The 21821-nt window shown below is 56.1% G+C and carries 20 protein-coding genes and 1 pseudogene; 13 read left to right on the top strand and 8 right to left on the bottom strand.

Annotated features, from left to right (window positions below; genetic code table 11):
• The first annotated feature begins 17 nt into the window (after positions 1–17).
• Both ppa and BM395_RS18350 read left to right on the top strand, forming a co-directional pair.
• On the top strand, positions 18–545 hold the full coding sequence (gene ppa, locus BM395_RS18355; protein WP_069900723.1) for an inorganic diphosphatase: 528 nt from the start codon (positions 18–20) through the stop codon (positions 543–545).
• 407 nt (positions 546–952) lie between these two features.
• A complete protein-coding gene (locus BM395_RS18350; protein WP_023443659.1) occupies positions 953–2158 on the top strand; it encodes a tyrosine-type recombinase/integrase in 1206 nt (401 codons plus the stop codon).
• A gap of 189 nt (positions 2159–2347) precedes the next feature.
• On the opposite strand, the gene BM395_RS18345 is transcribed toward BM395_RS18350, so the two are convergent.
• Genes BM395_RS18345 through BM395_RS18335 form a run of 3 tightly spaced genes read right to left on the bottom strand, consistent with a single transcriptional unit; the run spans position 2348 to position 5126 of the window.
• The gene (locus BM395_RS18345) at positions 2348–3028 is read right to left on the bottom strand and encodes a hypothetical protein (protein WP_090514637.1); all 681 of its coding nucleotides are present in this window, start codon (positions 3026–3028) and stop codon (positions 2348–2350) included.
• Entirely contained in the window at positions 3025–4152 is a 1128-nt protein-coding gene (locus tag BM395_RS18340) for a hypothetical protein (protein ID WP_090514634.1), read from the bottom strand. The genes BM395_RS18345 and BM395_RS18340 overlap by 4 nt, the downstream gene beginning before the upstream one ends.
• Positions 4149–5126 carry a PD-(D/E)XK nuclease domain-containing protein gene (locus tag BM395_RS18335; RefSeq protein WP_090514631.1) on the bottom strand — a complete coding sequence of 326 codons (978 nt, stop codon included), beginning with the start codon at positions 5124–5126 and terminating at the stop codon, positions 4149–4151. The genes BM395_RS18340 and BM395_RS18335 overlap by 4 nt, the downstream gene beginning before the upstream one ends.
• Before the next feature lie 348 nt (positions 5127–5474).
• On the opposite strand from BM395_RS18335, the gene BM395_RS18330 reads away from it, so the two are divergent.
• The 6 genes from BM395_RS18330 (at position 5475) to BM395_RS18305 (ending at position 9875) form a co-directional block, all read left to right on the top strand.
• The gene (locus tag BM395_RS18330) at positions 5475–5804 is read left to right on the top strand and encodes a hypothetical protein (protein WP_090514628.1); all 330 of its coding nucleotides are present in this window, start codon (positions 5475–5477) and stop codon (positions 5802–5804) included.
• Positions 5805–5901: 97 nt separating this feature from the next.
• Positions 5902–6870 carry a DUF932 domain-containing protein gene (locus tag BM395_RS18325; RefSeq protein ID WP_090514626.1) on the top strand — a complete coding sequence of 323 codons (969 nt, stop codon included), beginning with the start codon at positions 5902–5904 and terminating at the stop codon, positions 6868–6870.
• Between the two features lie 79 nt (positions 6871–6949).
• The gene (locus tag BM395_RS18320; RefSeq protein WP_090514623.1) at positions 6950–7954 is read left to right on the top strand and encodes a YqaJ viral recombinase family nuclease; all 1005 of its coding nucleotides are present in this window, start codon (positions 6950–6952) and stop codon (positions 7952–7954) included.
• 92 nt (positions 7955–8046) lie between these two features.
• Positions 8047–8943 carry a recombination directionality factor gene (locus BM395_RS18315; RefSeq protein ID WP_090514620.1) on the top strand — a complete coding sequence of 299 codons (897 nt, stop codon included), beginning with the start codon at positions 8047–8049 and terminating at the stop codon, positions 8941–8943.
• Positions 8944–8985: 42 nt separating this feature from the next.
• Positions 8986–9483 carry a RadC family protein gene (radC, locus tag BM395_RS18310; RefSeq protein ID WP_090514617.1) on the top strand — a complete coding sequence of 166 codons (498 nt, stop codon included), beginning with the start codon at positions 8986–8988 and terminating at the stop codon, positions 9481–9483.
• Positions 9484–9524: 41 nt separating this feature from the next.
• On the top strand, positions 9525–9875 hold the full coding sequence (locus BM395_RS18305) for a hypothetical protein (protein ID WP_090514614.1): 351 nt from the start codon (positions 9525–9527) through the stop codon (positions 9873–9875).
• On the opposite strand, the gene BM395_RS18300 is transcribed toward BM395_RS18305, so the two are convergent.
• On the bottom strand, positions 9850–10197 hold the full coding sequence (locus tag BM395_RS18300) for a helix-turn-helix domain-containing protein (protein WP_033939302.1): 348 nt from the start codon (positions 10195–10197) through the stop codon (positions 9850–9852). The two genes, BM395_RS18305 and BM395_RS18300, sit on opposite strands and share 26 nt — an antisense overlap.
• A 148-nt stretch (positions 10198–10345) precedes the next feature.
• Between BM395_RS18300 and BM395_RS18295 the strand changes: the two genes are divergently transcribed.
• The 5 genes and pseudogenes from BM395_RS18295 to BM395_RS18280 all read left to right on the top strand — a co-directional run bounded on the left by BM395_RS18295 (position 10346) and on the right by BM395_RS18280 (position 14742).
• The gene (locus BM395_RS18295) at positions 10346–10690 is read left to right on the top strand and encodes a hypothetical protein (protein ID WP_090514611.1); all 345 of its coding nucleotides are present in this window, start codon (positions 10346–10348) and stop codon (positions 10688–10690) included.
• 232 nt (positions 10691–10922) lie between these two features.
• Positions 10923–11252 (top strand): annotated as a pseudogene (locus BM395_RS23885) (PAS domain-containing protein); the annotation flags it as partial.
• A gap of 66 nt (positions 11253–11318) precedes the next feature.
• Positions 11319–12485: a methyl-accepting chemotaxis protein gene (locus tag BM395_RS18290; RefSeq protein ID WP_425287646.1), complete on the top strand. Its 1167-nt coding sequence runs from the start codon at positions 11319–11321 to the stop codon at positions 12483–12485.
• Between the two features lie 2 nt (positions 12486–12487).
• Positions 12488–14221 (top strand): putative bifunctional diguanylate cyclase/phosphodiesterase, encoded by a 1734-nt coding sequence (locus BM395_RS18285; RefSeq protein WP_090514601.1) that lies wholly within the window; start codon positions 12488–12490, stop codon positions 14219–14221.
• A gap of 251 nt (positions 14222–14472) precedes the next feature.
• Entirely contained in the window at positions 14473–14742 is a 270-nt protein-coding gene (locus tag BM395_RS18280) for a hypothetical protein (RefSeq protein WP_090514599.1), read from the top strand.
• A gap of 244 nt (positions 14743–14986) precedes the next feature.
• On the opposite strand, the gene BM395_RS18275 is transcribed toward BM395_RS18280, so the two are convergent.
• Genes BM395_RS18275 through BM395_RS18260 form a run of 4 tightly spaced genes read right to left on the bottom strand, consistent with a single transcriptional unit; the run spans position 14987 to position 21760 of the window.
• On the bottom strand, positions 14987–18025 hold the full coding sequence (locus tag BM395_RS18275; RefSeq protein WP_090514596.1) for a type I restriction endonuclease subunit R: 3039 nt from the start codon (positions 18023–18025) through the stop codon (positions 14987–14989).
• A complete protein-coding gene (locus tag BM395_RS18270) occupies positions 18022–19185 on the bottom strand; it encodes a restriction endonuclease subunit S (protein ID WP_090514593.1) in 1164 nt (387 codons plus the stop codon). The genes BM395_RS18275 and BM395_RS18270 overlap by 4 nt, the downstream gene beginning before the upstream one ends.
• The gene (gene rhuM, locus BM395_RS18265; RefSeq protein WP_090514589.1) at positions 19182–20183 is read right to left on the bottom strand and encodes a virulence RhuM family protein; all 1002 of its coding nucleotides are present in this window, start codon (positions 20181–20183) and stop codon (positions 19182–19184) included. Before rhuM ends, BM395_RS18270 begins: the two co-directional genes overlap by 4 nt.
• The gene (locus tag BM395_RS18260) at positions 20180–21760 is read right to left on the bottom strand and encodes a type I restriction-modification system subunit M (RefSeq protein ID WP_090514586.1); all 1581 of its coding nucleotides are present in this window, start codon (positions 21758–21760) and stop codon (positions 20180–20182) included. Before BM395_RS18260 ends, rhuM begins: the two co-directional genes overlap by 4 nt.
• Positions 21761–21821 lie beyond the last annotated feature (61 nt).

Here is a 21821-nt window from a genome sequence, read left to right as displayed (position 1 = left end):
TTCCTGGGAGTCGCAACATGAGCTATAGCAAGATTCCGGCTGGTAAAGACCTGCCAAACGACATCTACGTCGCCATTGAGATCCCGGCCAACCACGCGCCGATCAAATACGAAATCGACCACGACAGCGACTGCCTGTTCGTTGACCGTTTCATGGCCACCCCAATGTTCTACCCAGCCAACTACGGCTACATCCCGAACACCCTGGCCGACGACGGTGACCCGTTGGACGTGCTGGTCGTGACACCGTACCCAGTAGCGCCAGGCGCTGTAATCCGTGCGCGCCCGGTTGGCGTACTGCACATGACCGACGAAGCCGGTGGCGACGCCAAACTGATCGCCGTACCGCACGACAAGCTGAGCCAGCTGTACGTCGACGTCAAGGAATACACCGACCTGCCAGCCCTGCTGCTGGAGCAAATCAAGCACTTCTTCGAGAACTACAAAGACCTCGAAAAAGGCAAGTGGGTCAAGGTTGAAGGCTGGGGCGACGCAGAAGCAGCCCGCGCTGAAATCACCAAAGCTGTTGCCGCTTACAAGCACTAAGCAACAACTGAAAAAACCGGCTCCAGAGCCGGTTTTTTTGTGCCTGCAATTCGGCGGACCTCAAAACAAAGTGCGCTCACCCCAGCCGTTTGATCAGCAACCCCCGATCAAGGGTGTTCAGAACAGGCCCAGTTTGCTAAAGTCACCGCCCTGCCAAACCCAAGGGTTTGCGCCACAGCATACGGCGGTAGCGATTCATCAAAAATGATTCGATACCGCCCCCTAAAAGCCGGCCACAAGCCGGCTTTTTTATTGCCCGAAGAAATCCAACAAGATCCTACAGCCCTAGTAAATAAGCGGCTTACAGCTTAGCATCCATCCCAAGACATCCAGTAGCCACCTATAAAATCCGCGACCAAGGTGTGGGTCAGAGTGTGGGTTGAGGGGTGTGGGTTTGAGGAGGAGCAATGGGTAAGCTAACCAGCAAGACAGTGGAGTCGATCGCCAAAGCTGCCACGCCAGGAAAAACCAACGATGGCGACGGCCTGTACTTCCAGGTATCCAAGAGCGGCGGCACAAGCTGGATCTTTCGCTACAAGCTGGACGGCCGAAGCCGCGAAATGGGGCTAGGCCCCTTCCCTGCCGTCACACTCGGCCAAGCCCGACAGTTGGCCGCCGACCAACGCAAGCTCCTAGCCTCCGGAAGCGACCCACTCGCAGCCCGCGACGCGGCAAAAGAAGCCAAGCGCGAGGCCGAACGCCAAGCCGCAGCACGTCGCATGACGTTCGAGGATCTCGCTCGCGAATACCAGCAGGCACACGGCGGCAGCTGGTCTGAGAAATGGCGGAAAGGCTGGCTACGCAAACTGGAGCTCTACGCTTTTCCAACCATGGGCAACCTGTCTGCTGACATCATCAGTACCGAGCATGTGCTTGCTGCATTGCAACCCATCTGGGCAACCAAGACCCGTACCGCTGATGAAGTCCGGGGCCAGATCGAGCAAATACTGGATGCAGCCAAGGCTCGGCGCTTACGCGAGGGGGACAACCCTGCCCGCTGGCGCGGACACCTGGACAACTTGCTGAGCAAGGCAGAGAAGAAGAAGGCCAGGCAGCGCCAGCACTTCCCAGCACTGCAATGGAAAGACACTCCGAAGCTGATAGCCGCTCTAGCCAACATCGATACACGTGACGCCATCGCAACCAGGCTGCTGATTCTGACCGGTGCTCGTTACCACATGATCCAACATGCTCAATGGTCCGAGTTTGACCTCGAAGCTGGCACCTGGGCACTTCCGGCTGAGCGCATGAAAATGCGAAAACCTTTCGTCATCCCACTGTCGCCCCAGGTAGTCGAGATGCTAAAGACCATGAATAAGACTCATTCAATCTATCTTTTCCCTGGGCAAGGGAAGAACGGCGTCATGCATGGCAACGCAGTTCGCAACCTACTGCACAAGCTAGGGCATGCAGACATCACGAGGCACGGCTTTCGATCGACCTTCCGGGACTGGGCAAACGAATGCACCAACTACCCGCGAGAGGTTTGCGAACTTGCGCTTGCGCATGACGAACGCGACCAGACCGAGGCAGCCTATTCACGCTCCGATCTTCTGGAGAAGCGCAGAGCTCTGATGGCAGACTGGGCAGATTTCTGCACAAGCCTGCAATGAGGAGGTTCGCATCAAGGGACTACATCGAACGCAGACGCCCGATGATGACCTGATGGAGTGAGCACATTCAGGGCGTAGCTACCGGTAACCTTTCGATGTCAGCGATTAAGGAAAATCAGTACAGAAAAGTTATTTCAATACGCGGATCAAGGTAGCCCCTTTGCAAGAGCGCGCAAACGACAGGGAAAGTCAGCCAATACGGCGAGGAAAGGACACGCGCAGCTGACGTAATAGATCGCTTGGTAGCACTGCTGGTAGCTTCGCGGTGCCGCTGCTAGATAGCTGGATGGTGACCGTCTTGTGCTGATCCGAAAATTTCACTTGGACTTTTTCTAGTACATGCTTTCGGCCTGACAATAGGAGATCGGTGGCTTCGCGTACATCTTTCACTCCCTTGAGCAGTATTTTACCCGTTACTCCCTCGCCTATTTCGACGTCCGAGACCTGGAGCGAGTTGACGGTAACCTCCTGATCCAGATTGCCCTGTAGAGCCGAAACCCACTCAATCAAATTGACTGTAGGGGGAGTCACTACCAGGTTGAAATTGCAGGCCTCAAGCAGACGGCTGATCAGCTCTTTGAGACTGCGCTGATAGTTTCTTAGCTCGATATGTGGGGGTGAATTGAATAGGGTGAATTCCGTCGTCCGGTATCCAACCCGATTAAGCACCTCCTCACCACCAAAAGGGGTGGAGATCACCTCTTGGTAGTTGTACTTCTCGATGTAGCGCCCCTCGATGAAGTCATCCCGGATTCGCTCGATAACGAAGCCATCCATGCTCTCCTCGGTAAATGGCATGTCGATGAGCTTCTTGCCTACCGCTCGAATCGATGAGGGCCACTGAGCATCCAGCCATCTCACCCTGTTCATGCCGGCTCTCCTTGCGCTTCAGCGCCCGTTTGAGCGTGCGCCCTGAGTTCTGTTATGACTTTCGCAGCCGTTTCTTCGATGACACCCAGGTAAAGTTCCTTGTCCTCGGCACTGACCGGCCGGATCGTCTTGGTGTACTGGAGCTCGACGATCCGGTAGGCACCTCGGACAAAGTACTTGAAGCCTTTTCCTTGCACCGGATCCTCGAAGGCGGCCTCAAATTCCACCATGGGCTGTGGTGCCTTGTTCAGTACCGAGCGCCAGATGATTGATGTGATGAAGAAGCCTTTCCGAGTCAGGCTCTGGTACTCCTCGGACGCAAGCAATGTCTCGCCCTTCAGAGCGACATTTTTGACCAGGGCCAAGGCCTCCTGTTTAGCCTCCTCTGCGTCTTGGTCATCGTCCAGGTCGAGCTCGTCCTCTTCTAGCTCCTGGGGAAGGCGCTCAACCTTTACGCTGGTGACATTCTTGAGCGTGAAGCCCTTGAGATTACTGATCAAGGACGTAAAGAACTCTGTCCGCAGAGCAGGGGACTGAAACTCGCCGAGCTCGATACGAATGGAGGGAATCTCGGCCTTGGCTTTGGTATCCAGCTTGTCCTTAATTTTGGAGTACATGGCCTTCACACGGTCATTGGCAGGCATCCGAATGACCGTCTTGTCTGCCGAGACGTGGAACTCGATAGCAGCCTCTTTTGGCGTACGCTGGACGAGCCGAGTTTTGCCGTAGTCGACATCCGAATACTTGATGTGCGCAACCAACTGGCTGCCGTCCTTGATCTGCTGGGTAACCCTTTCGTCCTCAGGTGACTCCTCAATGTATTCCCGGAGTACCTCCCTGATCCCTTCCACGGTCAGTGCTGTAGGCAACGTCACCGAAGTGAGCTTCTCCTGTCGACCGGTATGCTCACGCTGTTCCAGTAGCGTGTTCAGATCATGATAGTCGTGAGGGAGGAGCGAGATGGCGCTTACGAGGTCATCCCGGCAATCCTTCGGCGAATAGAAAATCCCTCTGTCCTTCGCAAGCTCGAGCAGAACCTTCTCGTTGATTTTCTGCTTGGCTGACATCAAGGCATCGTAGATTTCCTTATCCGTCGCACAGTACTGAAGCGCGTTTTTGCTCATTGCCGGGACAGCTCCAGTTCACAAAAGGTTGTGCGTACATGCTCAAGCTTGCCGAAATCAATAGCATCCAGAATCTGTCGAAGGTCATCTCCACCCTGATAGTCAGAGATGTACTGGTCTTTGGCCTTGGCGAAATTGGCCGAAGCATTGAGGTGAGGGTCAACTAGTCGAATCGTGACCGCTGTTTCCGCCTCGATCACCTGGTAGTGCATCAGGTACTCAATGAGGTAAAGAAATTCATCCGTGGTAATACCCCTCTTGCGCATAAAGACCACGAAGCCTTTCCTGCTCCCTTTCTTCGGATTCACGTAAGACATGATGATCCAGGGGGCAGTCAGCATATCCAGGGTCGCTGCTTTCGCATTCTCGAGCTGAACGTTCTTTTTCCGAACGAGATGGGGATAGTAAAACTTGCAGTGATCCCGCTCCGGCAGCAGGCCTGCCCCACCGCGAAGGTGGATAATCTCGTGATGAACGTTGTTCAGCCAGTAAATATCCTCAGGGCCGAGCACAACGATCTTGGAGCCTTTCGGAATGTCCAGGTCGTCGCACTTCAGCTTTTCAAGGATCTTGGCGAACTCTTTGTCGTACTCGTTGTCGTGGTTGTAGACGAAAAGCAGCCCTTGGATATTTGCCGAAACATTCGGATGGATGTAGGTATCGCTAAAGTCTTGGCTGATTTCCGCACATCGCAAACTCTTGGCCAAGCTCTCGATTGCATCTCGAATGGTCTGAGTTTTGATGGTGCCCTTCGCGTAGCTCTTGAGATCACAATTCACATAGGTGCGTGACTGCGAGTATGGCTCGTCGTACCAAAAGACAACATCAGAGGGGTGAGTTTTGACCTCGTGTGTTTCCTGATTCTCGCACGGCCAATTGATGTTGGTGTGCTCCATGCGCCCCCACAGGAACTCAGTGAAGATCCCTTTCGACAGCTTCTCCGCCATCTTCGCGATATTTATCGTCTCGGCCATGATTCCCTGAGCCCTTTAATGTTGGTCAACGCGAATCTGACAACCATGATGGCATCAGTGATGGCGCAGTAAACACTATGGCTGATGCACCGACAAGGCTGTCATCTGCTCACCCTTGGCCCAGCCTTTCAGTACTTATTTCTTCGATGGAAAACGTCCACAGCATTGGGAACGATCCCGTAATGTCATCAGGATCGCCGCCCCATCTGTGATGCGATCGAGCGATTCAGAGGGTGAGCGTCATCCACAGCGGCCTCACCTCTGCAGCCTAGCGAAAGAACAATTCGATTCGAAAAAATCTCAGCCCTACATAACTGCCATGACATAGCCACCAAGGAGGATCTCCCCATGTCATTGCAGTGCCCTCGCTGTCACTCCCCAAAAGTCGCTTCCTTCCATCACGCCATGAAAGTCGGCGCCGCCATCGGCACCGTGGGCGGTGTTGCGCGGGGCGTCAGCGCTGCCCTGGCAGGTGGCCAAGCTGGCGCAGCACTCGGCCTAATCGCCGGCCCTGTCGGCATCACACTCGGTTCTGTATCTGGCGCCATTCTCGGCGGCCTGGCCGGAGGCGTGGGTGGTTGTGCGCTCGGCGCTCAGCTCGGCGAGTCACTCGACCGTCACGTCCTGGCTCACAACCTCTGCCTGCTCTGCGGTCATCGCTTCAACCTGCCGACCTGATCCGGCCACCACTCTCCTCTTCCTTCTCCATCACTGATTGCCGGTGCTGCGCCATGCGCGGCGCTTTATGCCGGCCTGCACCCAAAGGAAATTCGTCATGGCTCATCAAATCGAACAAATGGCCTACGTTGGCGCTACTCCGTGGCACGGCCTGGGCAACAACCTGCCGCAAAAACAGCCCATCGAAGTCTGGCAACGCGAAGCCGGTATGGACTGGCAGATTCTGGAAAGCCCCGTGCACTTCAAGTCGGACGCCATCGGCCATCTGGGCGCGATCCATTCGTTCCCGGAACAGAAGGTGCTCTATCGCTCGGACACCAAGGCACCGCTGTCGGTGGTCTCCCAGCGCTATCACACCGTGCAGCCAAAGGATGTGCTGGAGTTCTACCGCGACCTGACCGAGGTCTCCGGCTACGAGCTGGAAACCGCTGGCGTGCTCAAGGGTGGCCGCAAGTTCTGGGCGCTGGCACGCACCGGCCTGGGCGCTGCGCTCAAGGGCAACGACCAGGTGAATGGCTACCTGCTGCTGGCCACTTCCTGCGACGGCACCCTGGCCACCACAGCAACCCCCACCACCATCCGTGTGGTCTGCAACAACACGCTGACCATCGCCTTGGACGGCACCAGCCGTGCGATCAAGGTGCCGCACAGCACCCGCTTCGACGGCGACCTGGTGAAGAAGCAGCTTGGCATCGCCGTCTCGCAATGGGACGACTTCATGTACCGCATGCGCCACCTGGCTGAACGCAAAGTGCAGTGGCATGAGGCACTGGGCTTCTTTATGAACGTGATGTGCGAGACCAGCCCGACCGGAGCCCTACCGGAGCAGCTGCCGAACGAGCGCGCTCTGCGCAAAGTGCAGGAGCTGTACGAAGGTCGTGGCCGTGGCAGCCAGCTGGACTCAGCACGCGGCACCGCCTGGGGTTTGCTTAATGCCGTGACCGAGTACGTCGATCACGAGCGCCGGGCACGCAGCACAGAGTATCGCCTCGACTCCGCTTGGTTCGGCCAAGGCGCCCATATCAAGCAACGCGCCCTGGATACAGCCCTGCAATTGGTCGCCTGACCTTTTACCCACTCCAACCCATAACGCCCGACCCGCTTCGTTGCAGGTCAGGCGTTTCTATTTCTGCAAGGTGAACGCTATGAAAGCCACTTCATTGAATCGCAGCACCAGCAAATCCCGCCCCGCCCTGCGTCTGGTCAGCACCAAGGAGCTGCCGCGCGAAGACTGGCTGCAGATCCGCAAGCAAGGCATCGGCAGTTCGGACGCTGCGGCGGCGGTCGGTCTGAACCCCTATAAGTCGCAGCTGGAGCTGTGGCTGGAAAAGACCGGGCGCGATGCTGGCATGCCCAAAGCTGATCCTCAGGATGAGGAAAGCCCGATGTACTGGGGCAACGTGCTGGAGCCCATCGTGGCCTGGCATTACAGCAAGCGCACGAAGAACAAGGTACGGCGCATCAATGCCGTGCTGCAGCACCCGGATCCGGAGCTGCCCTGGATGCTGGCCAACATCGACCGCGAGGTGATCGGGGCGGACGATGTGCAGATCCTCGAATGCAAGACAGCCGGCATAAACGGGGCACGCCTCTGGAAAGAGGGCGTGCCTGAGTATGTACAGCTGCAGGTGATGCACCAGCTCGCCGTCACCGGCAAGCAGGCGGCGGATGTGGCGGTGCTGCTGGGTGGCCAGACGCTGGAGATCCACCGTATCGCACGGGACGAGCAGATGATTGCTCGCCTGATCGAGCTGGAGCGCCAGTTCTGGCACTACGTGGAAACGGATACGCCGCCACCGGCTGATGGCACGGCTTCGGCCGAGTCCGCGCTGCGCTGCCTCTACCCGGAGGACAACGGCCAGGTCGTCAACTTCAGCCAGCATGCTGGTCTGTCAGCGGCTTACATCGAGCTGAAGGCCGTGCGTCAGTCGATTGCCGATAAGGAAAAGCGCGAGGCCGAGCTAAAACAGATGCTGCAGCAGGCCATGGGCGATGCCAGTCGGGCGGAGTTCACCAGCGGCTATGTCAGTTGGCGCAAAGCCAAGGACAGCATCGGCCTCGATGTCGCTCAACTGCTCAAGGACAAGCCCTACCTGCAGGCCAAGTACCCTCTGCTGAAACCGGGTGCACGGCGCTTCCTGGTCGGCTGAAACCCAACTTCTCCAACCCTTTCCTCCCCCTTGGCCAGTCCATGCAGTTCGCGTTGTGTGGCTGGCCTTTTTTCATTTCCAGGAGACTCACCATGCTCAAAGGTCTGGCTATCACCCCGCCGGTGCTCGGGCGGATTTCCATCGGCAAGGTCATCGAGAAAAACGGCAAGCGACTGCCGGAGAAGGATGACCAGTTCACCATCACCTCCCAGGTGCAGGGTAAGGACGGCTGGCTGCTGCACCCGCTCAATGACGAGCTGCGTCAGGGCAAGGACGACAAGCTGCGCAGCATTCCGGTGCGCTTGTTGTTCAACGAGCCGGAGCTGAACTTCCGCGCCGACTACACCTTGTTTGATCGGCAGAACGGTCGACCGGTGTGTGTCGGTAATGGTGAGACCTGCAAGCGCATCGGCAAGGATGGCGTTCAATCGCTGCCCTGCCCGTCACCCGATGCCTGCCCTCTGGCCAAGGGCAACGCCTGCAAGCCCTACGGACGAATGAACGTGGTGATTGGCGATGAGGATGCCCTGGGCAGCTTCGTGTTTCGCACCACGGGCTTCAACAGCATCCGTACGCTGATTGCCCGACTGCAATACTTCAGGGCTATCTCGGGTGATCGTCTGGCGTGCCTGCCGCTGGAACTGCGTCTACGTGGCAAATCCACCCGGCAGAGCCATGGCACGCCGATCTTCTACGTCGATCTGACGCTACGCAGCGGCATGACCGTGGAGCAGGCGTTGCTCGCTGCACGCGAGTTGGATGAGGCGCGTCAGGCGGCTGGGTTTGATCAAGCCGCGCTGGATGCCACCGCACGTGTCGGTCTGGGCAACGGCATCTTCGAGGATGACGGCGAGGACAGCAGCGCCATTGCTGAAGAGTTCTTTCCGGACGGGCAGCCCGCCGCGTCGAAACCCGACAGCACCGTTCACACCCAGTCACTCGCTGAAAAGCTCGAAGCCCAATCCCAACAGCTCGAACCATCAGCCTAAGTACAGGCGGGCCGAATTGGCTCGCCAATCCGGAGACACACCATGAAATTTCACAAGCTCAGAGCCGGTGAAGTCGCCGGCAGTTACCTGGTGGATTCGCCCGTCAGCGAAACCGACATCCTGCGCATGGCCCAACAGTTAGCCACTCAGCGACTGAGTAAGGGGCGCGCTCTGACTGATCCACACAAAGTCAGGGAGCACCTGCAGGTGTTGCTACAGGATCTGCCGCACGAAGTCTTTGCGGTGTTGTTGCTCGATAGCAAACACCGCGTGATCCGTTTCGAGGAGCTGTTTCGCGGCACCATCGATGCAGCCAGCGTCTATCCACGTGAAGTGATCAAAACAGTGCTCGCGCAAAACGCCGCTGCAGTGATCCTGGTGCACAACCATCCTTCCGGCGATCCCTCGCCCAGCCAGGCAGATATACGCCTGACGCAGACACTCAAAAACGCTCTGGCCATGGTCGGCACCACCACGCTGGATCACTTCATCGTGGGGTCAGAAGGCATCGTGTCGCTGGCTGAACAGGGCTTGCTCTAACCACCCTTTGCTGCGGGCACCATCACGCCCGAGGAGCGATCATGTCCACACGCTGCTTGATCTGTGAATCATCCGCTGTGTTGTCCAACGAAGCGGTCGGCACGCTTGCCATGCTGGCCAGCGTCATAGGCGGCTTTATGAATGCGGCACGGCGACCTTCCGGCCCAGAGGCTGCATCACCTGGAGTGAAGCCGATTAACCTGGAACAGGTGCTGGGATTTGTGGCGGAAGGGATTGAACTGGCTCAGCGGCAGTGGGCTGAGAACCAGCCCTTTCTGCAAGACACCAGGCGCTTTCAGTTCATGCAACACGACTGCCTGTGCCTGCGTTGCGGAGCGCTGTTTAACCGGGCGCTCGAACCTGAACTCAATCCTGACTCAGGCGTTGGGTGAGACGCTCGATCATCTCCAGCACCAGCTGACGATCTGCTGGTGTGAGCTGGTTGAGCATCTGGCTGATACGCACGGCCTGGTCTTCAGGCCGATGGCTGGCTTGGGTCAGCAGATCCGCAGCCTCACAGCCGAATATCTCAGCGAACTGCATCAGCCGCTCGATGTTCGGCATCACGATGCCACGCTCGATACGCGACACTGCTTCACCACCAATCCCCAACCGCTCGGCGACCTGCTCTTGAGTCAGCTCGCACAACATGCGCTGCCTGGCAATCGCTAAGCCCACCACTTTGGCCAGGTTCGTTTCTTCAGACTTCGGCATACGCCCTCCAGGTCAACCTGAATGGTCGAATGCCATCCTCTTGACATGAAGGGCTTCAAAGGTTGTTATCCAACCTATAGAGTCGATATGCATCCATCTAAGTCGACACTGCAAAACCCTTCATTGCGCAATAAGCGAGACCTTCACCATGACACAACTGACATTCGACGACTTGGCCACCGCCAAGTTGCCTCAACTCATCAGCCGCAAAGAGTCGTTTGAGGTCGTGGGCCTCAGCGGCAAGTTGATCGAAGCCGTTCGCCTGGTCGAAAGCAAGATCGAGGTCACCGGACTGACCTGCCGCGTTTACACCGTTGGCCGCGTTGGCCTGGCAGCCGGCAGTTTTGCAGGAGGAGTCACAGGAGCATTCGGATTGCTCTCGGCGACCAGTATTGCCGTGCACAACCTGCTGACCTTCAACCCCGACTACGAGATCGAGAAGTACCCGGTGCATAACCGGATCGTCGTTCGCTACAAGAAAAAGAAGATGTAACAAATTGATGCAGGCTTAGCTCACTGCTGGTACGAGCAAATAAGGGCCAGCGCTGGATAGCTCCGAGAGCCAGATTGATGCTAACGAGGTAGAGCTAATAATGCTGACCGCAAGGACAGGAATAGCTCTAAAAATTCGCCTAAAGTCCGATTCGCTAAGTAATCAAAGTAGCTAAGATAGCCACTAGGAATGCTGGCCATGTGCCGCCTACTGTCTTCAGAGAGCTTTACCGATGAGAAACAATGGTCCAGTGACTGCAAAAGAACGCGATTTTCCTTCAGCTCAACGTTTGATCACCACTACTGATACTCATGGCACGATCACCTACTGCAATGACGCTTTCGTCAGCATCAGCGGCTTTGATCGTGACGAGTTGCTCGGGGCACCGCACAACATCGTCCGACATCCGGATATGCCACCAGCGGTCTTCGCGCACATGTGGAGCCATCTCAAGGCCGGCAAGGCCTGGATGGGTGTCGTTAAAAATCGTTGCAAAAACGGCGACTTTTATTGGGTCAACGCCTATGTGACACCAATAACTGAGAATGGCCGAGTCACTGGTTATGAGTCAGTTCGAGTAAAACCAGAGTCAGAACATGTGCTTAGAGCAACTGACCTTTATGCACGGATGCGTTCTGGAGCTTGGAGGGAGACGCAAGGTAAATCTCTGCGGCTACTGTCGGTCTCGACTCCCTCGCTGGTAGCGAGCGCAGTAGTATTGGGAGCTTATTTCTTTGTCTCCCCTGCGGTGGCGTCGGGCTTAGCAGTCGCATCTTTTTTTGCATTGCAGGCTTGGCAAAGCCGAAACACAGAACAGCTACTGGTTCGCCTACAAAACTCTGTAGAGGGAGCTTTCGATAGTGAGCTGATTGCACGAACATACACAGACTTGGTAGGCAAGCCAGCTCAAATCCAAATGGCTTTGATCAGCGAGCGCGCACGGATACGCACAGTACTTAGCCGTCTTGAGGACTATGCGGACCACAGTTCTGAGCTTGCTCAACGCAGCGGTCAGCTTACCAGTAGCGCAGAAAGCTCTCTTTTGGCCCAGCGAAACGAAGCCGATATGACGGCAACCGCAATGCACGAAATGGCGGCTTCTATTGCAGAAGTTTCAACACACGTCCACCGCACTGCAGATGAGGCAAATCAGGCTAATGCACTGGCCAAGACTGGTTCTGCAGAGGCAAGCAAAACTCGAGAGGTCATCGAGAACTTGGCTAAAACCGTTTCCGGCATTAGCGAATCGGTAGAGGTGCTGGCACGCGATACACAGGCCATTGAACAAGCAGCAGGCATGATTCGGGCAATTGCTGAGCAGACTAATTTGCTGGCACTCAATGCGGCCATTGAAGCTGCACGTGCCGGAGAGCAAGGCCGAGGTTTTGCAGTGGTTGCAGATGAAGTGCGTGCTCTCGCGTCTAAGACGCAGGAGTCGACTAAAGCCATTCAAGAGATAATCCAAACCCTACGAGAGGGCGCACAAAACGCTGTATCTATAGCTAAAGCAGGAACTAGAGAAGCGGATGCTGGTGTACAGCAGGTTATATCCACTCAAGAAGCGCTTCAAGGAATCAGCAACGCAGTGAGTATGATTCACGATATGGGTCAACAGATGGCGGCTGCATCTGAAGAGCAAGCGCATGTAGCTGAGGATATTTCACAGCAAATTACGCGCATTGCCCAGGCCTCTGACCATAACGCTGAGCTAGCGGGCGAATCGGCACAAGTGGGCCAGGATCTGAAAGATACCTCAAGAGCCATGCATGCCTTAGTTGAACGCTTTGGTCGTTGAAAATGACAGACTTAGTAAATAGTAAAATCGCCACTGAAAGAGCACATGAAGTATGGGACGGCCTGGAATCAGCTCTTACCAGCGCTATTTTCAATGCTGCTGTCGATGCAATCATGGTAATAGACTCACGCGGAATTCTCAAAGCAGCCAATAAGTCAGCAGAGCGTCTTTTTGGATTCAGCGAAGATGAAATGCTCGGCCAGAACGTTTCTATACTCATGCCCGCACCTTACGCACAGCAACATGATACTTATTTAAACAACTACTGCACTGGTGGCGAACGTAAGATAATTGGTATTGGCCGAGAGGTCATGGGAAGGCATAAAGACGGAAGTAGCTTTCCACTACATCTGAGCGTCGGCGAGTTTCTCCAAGGAGATCAGAGGTTATTCGTTGGAATTTGTCATGATATTAGCGAACGCCGCCAATTCACGGAACATATTGCTTTCCTGGCCAAGTATGACGGACTAACAGGATGCGCCAACAGAAGGGAATTTATCGAAGGTTTGTCGAAAGCCATCGAGTCATGCGACATCAATGAAAGGAAAATTGCTGTACTTTTTATTGATTTAGATGGCTTCAAGCAAATTAATGACAATCACGGCCACCGAGTCGGCGACCGACTGCTAAAGCTAACAGCTGAGCGCTTTCAGAAAATACTGCGCGACACTGATCTACTGGGTCGCGTTGGCGGGGATGAGTTTGTCGTTTCCATCGTTATAGATTCAAAAATAGAAACAGCCAGCGAAATCGCAAAACGCCTTCTTGAGACACTCAGGGAGCCTTTTGTCATCGACAACCGAGCGCTGACTGTCAGCGCAAGTATTGGTATTAGCCTATTTCCAGATGACGGGATCACAGCCGATGAAGTCATCAATGAAGCTGATATCGCCATGTATCAGGCGAAAGTAGAGGGGGGCAACTGTATTCGCTTGTTCGATCAAGCCTTACGTGACCGATCCGAGCAGATCTACCGCGTGCTAAGCCGTCTACGCAAGGCCATACCGCTTGAGCAGTTCGAGTTACATTACCAGTTGCAGTTCGATTTGCAGACCATGCAACCGTGTGGCATTGAAGCACTGCTACGCTGGCGCGATGGTAAAAATGGTCTGGTGCCCCCTGACCAGTTTATACCCATAGCCTTAGAGCATGGATTAATGCCAACTATTGGGCGCTGGGTCATCCACCAAGCCTGTAAAGATAATATTGCACTAATTAAAAGCGATTTACTCGACGTGACTGTAGCGGTAAACATTTGCGCCCCATTATTTAGCGAGCCCGGATTTTGCACTCTAGTAAGCCAGACCCTTATGAAAACTGGCCTTCCGGCGAATCGTTTGGAGCTTGAAATTACCGAAGATGTGGCAATGAATTCTTCAGCACAGGTTTTACAAGCCGCTAACGAACTTCACAGAGCAGGTATCAGTCTTGCAATGGATGATTTTGGAGTTGGCTTTTCCTCTCTAGATCGTTTAAAAAAACTTCGCTTCGACAAACTAAAAATTGATCGATCATTTGTTTCTGGCCTTCCCGAAAGCACTAGCGACCAGGCCATTGTAAAAGCGGTCCTAGGCATGGCCGAAGGACTCGGGATGATTACAATTGCGGAAGGCATTGAATCAAGTGAACAAATATCCTTTCTTCAAGAAGCTGGCTGTGCTCAGGGACAAGGTTTCATATTCGCAAAGCCGATGCCATTAAAGGATTTGATAGAGTGGCTAAGAGCACGCAAGTAAACTCAATAACGATAGATGCGTCATCTTATTGGCAAGAACGTCTTTAGCTGCTCAACCATGAAACATCGAAGCATCGGTAACTACGACTGCCGCCCTGCAGGCGACCGTAGGCCACGGATCAAGCGCCTGCCGTTCATCGACAATCAGACAGGCGCCCGAACACTCGATGAAGTCCCCGGCTCACTGAATGTCCTGTGCGACCAAACGGCTGCGCCACGATATCCAACCAGCCTGGGTTTCCGAAGGGCACGATGGTAGGTAAAGGAGCCAACGGTTACTTCATCATCGAATCGGGTTATCTGGGCTATGACAGCAATGGTCACACCACTGCATACCGTGGAGATGTGGGACCGGACAGAGGCGACGCACCTTACGAGCCTTTGGTAAACATCGCCAAATACGGCACCGATGCCTGCCACGACGACGCCGTCAATGCCATTGAGAGCAAAACAGGCGCACCGCTGGAGGATTACTACATGATCCGCCAGATCCTTGAGGAGTGCGGCCTGCCGATCCAGTGACTGACTTTTGTGCAAACACATGCCTCGTACCTCCGGGTACGAGGCATGCCTTTTTTTTTGCTCCGATGATGAGTCTCGGTTTGTAGCTGTCCAGAGTAATAGCGCAAGGTGCCGCTCGCATCGGCGGGTCGCCAGCTGATATCGCCGAACAGGGCTTGGTTCTCGATCAGCCACAAGGGCGCAGCCGTGTGCCAATCATCGCCGCACTCCATAAAGGCTCAGCTACTAGGCCCGCGCCTCAGCGTCAAACCAGCCCAAAATAACGCTCGAAGAAAGTTGCCAGCTTGCCCAGCACTGTCTGTTTCTTGGCTGCATGACCATTGCCCTGCGAGAACCGCGATACCGGCGGCAGAATCTTGGTGATAGCCGTGCCGGCCGTGGGGATGGAGCCGTCACGGAACGCCTGTTCAACGAACTCGCGCGCCGCTTCGCCGTTGAGGTTTTCCTCCGTGATGATGCGCTCCAGCTCCTCGGTCTTCTTGGCCGCCATAAAGCTCTGCCATTGGGCGTCCACCTTGGCCCTGGTGTTCACCGACTCCACGAACTGAACGATAAGATCCTTCTTGTTGCGCAGGCTGGGGCTGGCGTTAATGGCGCGTTCGATGGTGGCGCGAATTTCCTTGTCTTCGCCCGAGCCCTTTTTCTTTAGGTACTGCTCGACCAGCAGCAGGATGTAATCGACGTTGATTTCCACCTGCTTGATCAGCTCGATCTCGAAGACCACGTCGTCGTTGATCGACTCCTTCTCCGCCTCGGACGTGGTGCGGAACTCGGCATACAGGTTCAGATAGACGCTCTGGTAATCCTGGTACTGCCGCTCGCTGAGAATCTCGTTCCCGGCAAAATCGTCGAAGGCCGTCAGGATATTTTTCAGCCGCAGGATCGAACCAAACAGCTTGATGAATGCCTTCTGCGCCGCTTCGCCGACGATGGCCTGCCCCAGCGGGAATTTGTCGAGCAGCTCGCCGACGCGCGCCTGGTATTCAGCGTAATACTCGGCGTAAGGCTTCAGCAGCACGATGCCCTTGGCGTCCTTATTGCCGAACAGGGCCAGCGCATCGTTGGTTTCCTGCTCCAGATTGCGGAAGGAAACGATGTTGCCGTAGGTCTTGACCGAGTTGAGGATGCGGTTGGTGCGCGAATACGCCTGGATCAGGCCATGCGCCTTGAGGTTCTTGTCCACCCACAGCGTGTTCAGCGTGGTGGCGTCGAACCCGGTCAGGAACATGTTGACCACGATGACCAGGTCCAGCTCGCGCTTCTTCAGGCGCTGCGACAGATCCTTGTAGTAGTTCTGAAACTTGTCCGCCGAGGTGTCGAAGCTGGTGGCGAATAGAGCGTTGTAATCCTTGATCGCGGCATCCAGAAAATCCTGCGAGCTCTGATCCAGCCCCTCGGCCTCGAACTCCTCTTCGCCGAGCAGGCCGTCTTCGTCGTCCTCGTTGGCAGCAAAGCTGTAGATCAGCCCAACCTTGAGGCGCTGGGCCTCGGGCAGCGCCTGCTGCTGCGCGGCAAGTTCCGCGTAGTAACGCTTGGCCGCATCAATCGAGGCACAGGCAAACAGCGAGTTGAAGCCCGCCACTCGCTTGCCGTCATGGCGATAGGTGCTGGCGCGCTTGGTCTTCTGATCAAAATGCTCGCGGATATAACCGACGATCTGGCTGATACGCTCCGGCGCCAGCAGGGCACGTTCGGTGTCGATGGCCGAGACCTGCTTGTCCTTGATCCGCGCCTGCATCTTGAGGGTGTTGATGTAGTCGATACGAAACGGCAGCACGTTCTTGTCGTTGATCGCATCGACGATGGTGTAGGTGTGCAGCTTGTCGCCAAAGGCCTGCTCGGTGGTGCGGCGCAACGGGTTGCCGCCGGTTCCCGAGTTCTTCGCAAAGATCGGCGTGCCGGTGAAACCGAACAGATGATAGCGCTTGAACACACGGGTGATTTCGCTGTGCATGTCGCCGAACTGGCTGCGGTGGCACTCGTCGAAAATCACCACCACATGCGCGTCGTACACCGGGTGCTTCTTGTTCTTGGCCACGAAGCGCGAGAGCTTCTGAATGGTGGTGATGATGATCCGCGCGTTCGGGTCTTCCAGCTGCTTCTGCAGCACCGAGGTCGAGGTATTGGAGTTGGCCGCGCCTTTCTCGAAGCGCTCGTATTCGCGCATGGTCTGGTAGTCCAGATCCTTGCGATCGACCACGAACAACACCTTGTCGATGTCCGGCAAACCACGGGCAAGCTGGGCGGCCTTGAAGCTGGTCAGCGTCTTGCCAGAGCCCGTGGTGTGCCAGATATAACCACCCGCCGCCAGCGTTCCCAATTGCCGGTGGTTGGTGGAGGTGGCAATGCGCTGGAGGATGCGCTCGGCGGCCACGATCTGGTAGGGGCGCATCACCAGCAGCTTGCGATCCACATCGAACACGCAGTACTTGGTCAGTACGTTCAGCAATGAATGCTTGGCAAAGAAGGTCTTGGTAAAGCCCACCAACTCGGTGATGGGCTGGTTGCGCGCGTCGGCCCACCAACTGGTGAAGGAAAAGCTATTGGAAGCTTTGCTTTTACTGCGTTTGCCGGACTGCTCCTTCAAGTGCCCGTCACGCACAGTGTTGCTGTAGTACTTGGTCAGCGTGCCATTGCTGATCACAAACAGCTGCACGTACTCGAACAAACCGCAGCCTGCCCAGAAGCTGTCGCGCTGGTAACGGTTGATCTGGTTGAAGGCTTCGCGGATGTCCACGCCACGGCGCTTGAGCTCGATATGCACCATCGGCAGGCCGTTGACCAGCACCGTTACATCGAAGCGCGTGGCGTGCTTGCCGCCGTGCTCGCCGGTCGGCGTTTCATACTGGTTGATCACCTGCAAGACGTTGTTGTGGATATTGGCCTTGTCGATCAGATAAATGTTCTTGCTGCTACCATCATCGCGCTTCAAGACCTGGACGTGATCCTCCTGCAGGCGCGCGGTTTTTTCCAGAATGCCGTCATTGGTGCCCGCAATGCAGGTGGCGAAGAAGCCCTGCCACTCGTTGTCAGAAAACTCGATCTTGTTGAGCTGCTCCAGCCTGGCCCGCAGGTTGGCGACCAGCTCGGCCTCCGAACTGATCGGCAGGTACTCGTAGGCCTGCCGCTGCAGTTGTTCGACAAAAGCACTCTCCAGCGCCGCCTCGCTCTGGTAGCCGGTCTCGCGCACACCCAGCGCATCCGGCAGAAACTCGGCCACCACGGTGCTCTCGTTGGAGAGTGCAATGGCCTCGTAGCGGTAGGGCTGGATCTCAATGCTCATGCGGCTTCCTTGAATGTGAGCAAACGGTCGCGGTAGTAGGCGTACTGCCGACGGCGAGCGGCGATCTCGGCAGGCAGACCGACTGAGATGTCATTTACCAGTGCATCGAACTTGTCGAGGATGGCGACGATGCGCTCTTGCTCTTCAAGCGATGGGACTGGGATACGAATCTTGGAGAAACCACCAATCAGCAAGGTGTTGACCTTGGTACGCGCCACATACTTGGCCTTCTCTGCAATGAATGAGCTCGTTTGCATGCAGTAGGAAACGAACTTCGGATTCATCGAATGGCGGAAGGCGTAGCAGTGATCGTGGATCGCAACATCTTCGGTGCCAACCCAGGCCACGGCCTTGCCAACGTCTTCCACGGTTTCACCTACGTCGGTAACCACGACATCACCGGGCTTGGCATAACGCAGTGAAGCGGCCATATCCGAACGCACATGCGAGATGGCCGTATCTGCGGTCGTACCGTAGCGGGTGTAAATCTCGCCATAGTGGATACAGGGCACCCCGTCTTCAACGTAGTCAGCCTTGGTAAACCGCCGCCCCCGAATGAACTCGCCTAGCTCGGCCATCGCGGCCCAGCGAATATCTTGATCGCTGAAAGCGAGCAAGGCGTCGCGGTAGTACTTGTACTGCCTGCGACGCGCCTCAAGCTCCGCCTCAAGCTCCGCCTCAAGCTCCGTAAACGTATCGAGCACTTTCACGATTTCGCGCTGCACTTCGAGCGGCGGAATGGGAATACAGAAGTCAGTAATCATCGGCTTACGAATCGAAGTAACGGTCGCACTGACTGCTTTCAACAAGATGAAGCGTTTAAAATGAACGGCAAAGTAGTAGTACGCAAACTTCGTGTTGAGCTCGGCCAGATTGAAGCAAATTCTGTAGGCCCGCTGATGCAGAGCATACTTACCGGATACATAGTGGAATATCTCGCCAATTCCACCCTCTCCGGGGATCAGGATTGCTTCTTCGTCGAACTCGTATTTGTCGATACGGAATACGTCTTGAGAGCGCACATAGAACGGAAATGCACCGTCGGCTTTTGCGTCTTTCCGGTCACTGCTGCCAGTGCCAACGGCGGCAATTTCGCCAATTGATTTGAACTCCACTCCTTCCGGGCAAAGCTCCGCGATCAACGCATCGATCCGGCTCATGGCTTTTCCTTCCCGGTGATTTTCTTCTGCACCATCTTCACGGTTTCCAGATAGGCCGTTTCCACCTCGCTCGGCTGCTCAGCCAACTGGGCACGGAACTTGGCGTATTCCGTTTCGGCGTGAGCAATGGCCTGCTGGTGGCTGACTTTGCCGGCACCTTCCAGGGCCTTGCCGCCCATGGCCAGGATCAGTTGCTCCAAGTGCGCGAGCCAGTCCTTCATATAGGTCGGCTCATGGTTCATGGCACGGAACTCGGCAGCGTCGAAGTAGGCCGAAACCAGCGTATTCAGGCGCTTTAGCTCGTCGGCGTTAAGATAATTCTTGGCATTGGTGACTTCGGCCTTGGTGGGCTGCTTGCCACTGAAGGACAGCAGGCCCATAAAGGGCTTACCGGCATCGGCACGCTGCCTGACCACTTCCGCCGCCGTCTGGCCGTGGGCCGCGTAATGCAGCTTGTTCTGTACAGCCTTGAAGAACACCACGCTGGCTTCGGCCTTGGGGTCGTAATCCACGCTGGTGGCGTACAGGTCGAGCACCTGACGGTAGAGCACCTTCTCGCTGGAGCGGATATCGCGGATGCGATCCAGCAGTTCTTTCCAGTAGCTGCCGCCGCCCAGGTTCTTCAGGCGCGCGTCATCCATGGTGAAGCCCTTGACCAGGTATTCGCGCAAGCGCTCGGTGGCCCAGATGCGGAAGCGCGTGCCCTGCTGCGACTTGACCCGGTAGCCGACCGAGATGATGACGTCGAGGTTATAGAAGTTGGTCGGCTTGGTAGAAAATTCGGAAATTCCGATTTTTCTCATCACCTGTTCCGGCACCAACTCGCCTTCCTCGAAGACGTTCTTGATGTGCTCGTTGATGGTCGACTTGGCCTTGCCGAACAGCTCCGCCATCTGCTCCTGGGTCAGCCAGACCGTATCGCCGTCTAGCCGTACATCGATGGCGGTTGCATCGCCACGTTGGTAAAGAATGATTTCCCCTGCTGGCTGCTCGCTCATGCCTGGGCTCCTTCCAGATCCGCAACGATGGCATCGATCTGCTTTCGCAGCTCCGTTTGCCGGGCAACGATGCCGCTGAGTTTCTCGTTGAGCTCACGAATGTCTACCGCTTCGCTGGTGTCGGCCTGCTCGACATAGCTGGAGACGGCGATGTTGTAGCCGTTGGCGGCGATGTCACCGTTCTCAACCATGCGTGCGAAATGGTCGATGTTCTCGCGAGCGGTGAATGCATCGAGAATTTTCCGCTGGTGATCGAGCAACATCTTGTTCTTGTTACCGCTGCGCACGAACAGGCTGGAGGCGTCGATGAACAGCGTGGCGTTGTCGCGCTTGGACTTCTTCAGCACGACGATGCAGGTCGCGATGGTGGTGCCGAAGAACAGGTCCGGCGGCAACTGGATGACGGCATCGACGTAGTTGTTGTCGATGAGGTACTTGCGAATCTTGGCTTCCGCACCGCCGCGATAGAGCACGCCTGGGAACTCAACAATCGCTGCGGTGCCATTGACCGCCAGCCAGCTCAGGATGTGCAGGGTGAAGGCAAGGTCGGCCTTGCTCTTGGGCGCGAGCACGCCGGCCGGAGCGAAGCGCGGGTCATTGATCAGCAGCGGATTGGCATCGCCCTCCCATTTGATCGAGTACGGGGGATTGGAAACGATGGCCTCGAAAGGCTCGTCGTCCCAGTGCGCCGGGTCGGTCAGCGTGTCGCCGTGGGCGATGTTGAATTTCTCGTAGTTCACGTTGTGCAGGAACATGTTGATCCGGCACAGGTTGTAGGTGGTGAGGTTGATTTCCTGCCCGTAGAAGCCCTGGCGCACCTTGTTGTGCCCCAGCACCTTGGAAAAGCTGAGCAACAACGAACCGGAGCCGCAGGCTGGGTCATAAACCTTGTTGACCTCCTTCTTGCCCACCACCGTGATGCGGGCCAGCAGTTCGGAGACTTCCTGCGGGGTATAGAACTCGCCACCGGACTTGCCGGCCGTGGAGGCATACATCTGCATTAGGTATTCGTAGGCATCGCCGAACAGGTCGATGCTGTTGTCGGCAAAATTGCCCGAGCTGTTGCCCAGCGGCAGATCGCCAATGGCGTCGAGCAGCTTCACCAACTTTTCGTTGCGCTTAGCCACGGTGGGGCCGAGCTTACTGCTGTTGACGTCCAGGTCATCGAACAACCCCTTGAAGTCGTCCTCGCTACCAGCGCCCAACGCCGAGGCCTCAATGTCCTTGAACACTTGCGACAGGGTTTCGTTGAGGTTGGGGTCACGACGGGCGCGCTTGCGCACATTGGCGAACAGTTGCGACGGCAGGATGTAGAAGCCCTTTTCCTGAACCGTTTCGTAACGACCCACAATGGCGTGGGCGTCTGCCAAATCGCTGTAGTCAAAATCCGCACTACCCGCGCGGCGCTCCTGTTCGTTGAGGTAGTTGGTCAGGTTCTCCGAGATGAAGCGGTAGAACAGCATGCCCAGCACGTAGGTCTTGAAGTCCCAGCCATCAACGCTGCCACGCAGGTCGTTGGCGATGCGCCAGATGGTTTTGTGCAGTTCGGCGCGTTCAAGATCTCTGGTATTGCTCATGGGACGTTAATCACTCTCAGTTTTCGTGTCGCCGGATGACTAACGCATCACGGCGCGTATG

The sequence above is a fragment of the Pseudomonas marincola genome (assembly GCF_900116605.1).
Classification (GTDB): Bacteria; Pseudomonadota; Gammaproteobacteria; order Pseudomonadales; family Pseudomonadaceae; genus Aquipseudomonas; species Aquipseudomonas marincola.
Note: the sequence above shows the minus strand (reverse complement) of the source record. Positions and strands in the feature narration are given on the sequence as shown.

What these genes read in the sequence shown, in the direction of transcription:
- ppa (WP_069900723.1), top strand. Translation starts at nt 18, where the DNA reads ATGAGCTATAGCAAGATTCCGGCTGGTAAAGACCTGCCAAACGACATC.
- BM395_RS18350 (WP_023443659.1), top strand. Translation starts at nt 953, where the DNA reads ATGGGTAAGCTAACCAGCAAGACAGTGGAGTCGATCGCCAAAGCTGCC.
- BM395_RS18345 (WP_090514637.1), bottom strand. Translation starts at nt 3,028, where the DNA reads ATGAACAGGGTGAGATGGCTGGATGCTCAGTGGCCCTCATCGATTCGA.
- BM395_RS18340 (WP_090514634.1), bottom strand. Translation starts at nt 4,152, where the DNA reads ATGAGCAAAAACGCGCTTCAGTACTGTGCGACGGATAAGGAAATCTAC.
- BM395_RS18335 (WP_090514631.1), bottom strand. Translation starts at nt 5,126, where the DNA reads ATGGCCGAGACGATAAATATCGCGAAGATGGCGGAGAAGCTGTCGAAA.
- BM395_RS18330 (WP_090514628.1), top strand. Translation starts at nt 5,475, where the DNA reads ATGTCATTGCAGTGCCCTCGCTGTCACTCCCCAAAAGTCGCTTCCTTC.
- BM395_RS18325 (WP_090514626.1), top strand. Translation starts at nt 5,902, where the DNA reads ATGGCTCATCAAATCGAACAAATGGCCTACGTTGGCGCTACTCCGTGG.
- BM395_RS18320 (WP_090514623.1), top strand. Translation starts at nt 6,950, where the DNA reads ATGAAAGCCACTTCATTGAATCGCAGCACCAGCAAATCCCGCCCCGCC.
- BM395_RS18315 (WP_090514620.1), top strand. Translation starts at nt 8,047, where the DNA reads ATGCTCAAAGGTCTGGCTATCACCCCGCCGGTGCTCGGGCGGATTTCC.
- radC (WP_090514617.1), top strand. Translation starts at nt 8,986, where the DNA reads ATGAAATTTCACAAGCTCAGAGCCGGTGAAGTCGCCGGCAGTTACCTG.
- BM395_RS18305 (WP_090514614.1), top strand. Translation starts at nt 9,525, where the DNA reads ATGTCCACACGCTGCTTGATCTGTGAATCATCCGCTGTGTTGTCCAAC.
- BM395_RS18300 (WP_033939302.1), bottom strand. Translation starts at nt 10,197, where the DNA reads ATGCCGAAGTCTGAAGAAACGAACCTGGCCAAAGTGGTGGGCTTAGCG.
- BM395_RS18295 (WP_090514611.1), top strand. Translation starts at nt 10,346, where the DNA reads ATGACACAACTGACATTCGACGACTTGGCCACCGCCAAGTTGCCTCAA.
- BM395_RS18290 (WP_425287646.1), top strand. Translation starts at nt 11,319, where the DNA reads ATGCGTTCTGGAGCTTGGAGGGAGACGCAAGGTAAATCTCTGCGGCTA.
- BM395_RS18285 (WP_090514601.1), top strand. Translation starts at nt 12,488, where the DNA reads ATGACAGACTTAGTAAATAGTAAAATCGCCACTGAAAGAGCACATGAA.
- BM395_RS18280 (WP_090514599.1), top strand. Translation starts at nt 14,473, where the DNA reads ATGGTAGGTAAAGGAGCCAACGGTTACTTCATCATCGAATCGGGTTAT.
- BM395_RS18275 (WP_090514596.1), bottom strand. Translation starts at nt 18,025, where the DNA reads ATGAGCATTGAGATCCAGCCCTACCGCTACGAGGCCATTGCACTCTCC.
- BM395_RS18270 (WP_090514593.1), bottom strand. Translation starts at nt 19,185, where the DNA reads ATGAGCCGGATCGATGCGTTGATCGCGGAGCTTTGCCCGGAAGGAGTG.
- rhuM (WP_090514589.1), bottom strand. Translation starts at nt 20,183, where the DNA reads ATGAGCGAGCAGCCAGCAGGGGAAATCATTCTTTACCAACGTGGCGAT.
- BM395_RS18260 (WP_090514586.1), bottom strand. Translation starts at nt 21,760, where the DNA reads ATGAGCAATACCAGAGATCTTGAACGCGCCGAACTGCACAAAACCATC.